The organism is Hominimerdicola alba 8 (genome assembly GCF_000178155.2).
Classification (GTDB): domain Bacteria; phylum Bacillota; class Clostridia; order Oscillospirales; family Ruminococcaceae; genus Hominimerdicola; species Hominimerdicola alba_C.
Genome location: NZ_ADKM02000041.1, coordinates 1 through 2,265, shown reverse-complemented (window position 1 = coordinate 2,265; position 2,265 = coordinate 1). Strand labels below are relative to the sequence as shown.

At 44.6% G+C, this 2,265-nt stretch carries 1 pseudogene; it reads left to right on the top strand.

Annotated features, from left to right (window positions below):
• Positions 1-2,265 (top strand): annotated as a pseudogene (locus CUS_RS03920) (hypothetical protein); the annotation flags it as partial.

The window sequence follows — 2,265 nt, the reverse complement described above, 5'->3', positions numbered from 1 at the left end:
ACTGATGATACATTTGCATGGGCACACAAAAATGATAAGCTGAATATTCTTTTTACAAATATACCTGATAATAACGGCTTTGTGGGTCTTGGAAATGAAAATGTTCCATTTGAAGGTTCAATAGTGCTGGTTGCTACCAACCTCTCTCTGCCGAGAGCATTGTTTAACAATGTAAGTACAGATGTAAAAGTCATTGATGCCAACAATCAGCCGATCACTCTTAAAATGGCAAAAAACAGTTCGGCTTCGTCACCGCTGTTTGCAGATCATGTACATGGGGGAACAAATACTGCTGACTGGAAGATAAATGTAGTCAGCACCAACACAAACGATTTTGCGGGCGTTATCGGTCAGTTGGAAGAGAACGCGAGTGTTGAACTTGAATTTAAGAATGAGTCATCGGCTTCGGTCGCAAATACTGCATCGGGAGATAATGAGATCAAAGATGTCGGCGAACTTTGCGGCATTATGAAAAATGGTTCAAGTCTGACCGTGAACGATACATCGGTCAGCAGACCTGATGTATCTTCTGTCAGCGGAAACGCAGGAAGTCTTGTCGGTACTATGGAAGGCAACGCTTCTCTTAAGTTGACATCATATCCTGCTTTTGATAATTCTGTAACTTCCGAAAACGGCTTTGCAGGCGGATTGGTCGGTGTCAGCGGTACTTCCGCATCGATAACAGGTCTGGCATCTCCTCTGGCTGTCAGCGGAACGATAACAGGCAAAACAGGTGCAGGCGGACTGTATGGTCAGTACACTAACAGTGCGGCTGAATTTGACCTCAAAGATCATAATATAACAGCTTCCGTAAGTGCTGATAACTGCGGCGGTGTTTTTGGTGTGCTCATCAATAATAAGGGCGATACTGCGGCATCGCTCACTATCAAGAATACAGGCAGTGCAGGAAATGTGGATGTAAGTACCGCAAATACGGCGACTACAGGATATTTTGGCGGTATCATAGGAAAGTATGTTACAGATGACCTGAAAAACAGCCTTATACTTGATGGTCTTACCATATCTGCGGCTTCCAATGCACCTTTCGATCACTTTGGCGGAGCGATCGGTGTCGTTGATGATGCCGCATATATAAAGGCTGACGGGCTGACTATCACTGCATCGGGAACAGCAAAGAAAGATACAATAGCTTATTTCGGAGGTCTTATAGGCAAGACTTCAGACGAAAAAGGCGTTTTTGCTGATATCGGCAGTTTTAAACTTACTGCGTCAGATGGCTTCAATGGCGGCGGTGCAGTTGGTTATTTCAAAAATGGTGTACTGCGCCTCAGCGGTATCACAGATATGTCCGGAGCAAAGTCAAATAAAGGTGGTCAGCTTATCGGTGAGAATGACAATGTGCTTGTCTATGCGCTCGGTACAGGTATTGACGGTACAGCTTATGAAAACGGCTGGACTTTCAGGCGCTCAAACGGTTCTTTAGCTGATGATATCGGCACATGGGGCGAAGTTGTAAGAATATCGGATATTGAAGATACGACGAACGGTATACTAACACTTGATACCACAGAACATACTGTAACAGTGAAGCCTGCCCGTACTTCAATGGGTACAAAGGCTGACTTTGCTGTGACTGCGCTAAACATTCAGCTGAATAATGGTGCAGACTATGATTGCCTGAAATTTACAGCAGGCGATAATAATAAACGCGATACACTTCTTGACAGTACTTTAACTGTTACAAATGATATTTCTCTCGAAGGTACGGGCATAAGCGGTTTTATGCGTGACGGTTCGGTATCTGTCGGGAATTTTACAGGTACGCTCAACGGCGGAGATAAGACCGTTACACTTGCTGTCGGTGAAAAATACGGCAAGACTTCTGATGGGACTGATATAACAACTTCATCTGTCGGTGAAGGTCTTGGTCAGATATACGCACACCCATATAACGGCTTGTTCGCTGTTATCGGTAATGGTGCAGACGGTGAAGGTAAAGTCGATTCTATCAGGATCGCAGGCAGTATGAATGTGCGCAACACTATAGATGGAATGAATATCGGCGGTATCGCGGCTGTTTCACAGGGCAGTACTTCTCTGCGAAACATCACCGCTCAGCAGACTGTCAATTATGGTGAGCCTGATCCTGTTAACGGCAGTGAATCAAATGGTAAGAACATCGGCGGCGTTATAGGCATCGCAAACGCTCCTGATAATGGCACTATAGCTGTAACAGGGACAAATAATATAAGCACAACATTCAATATAAGCAATAACTTTAAAAGCTGGGATACTCTTGGTGCA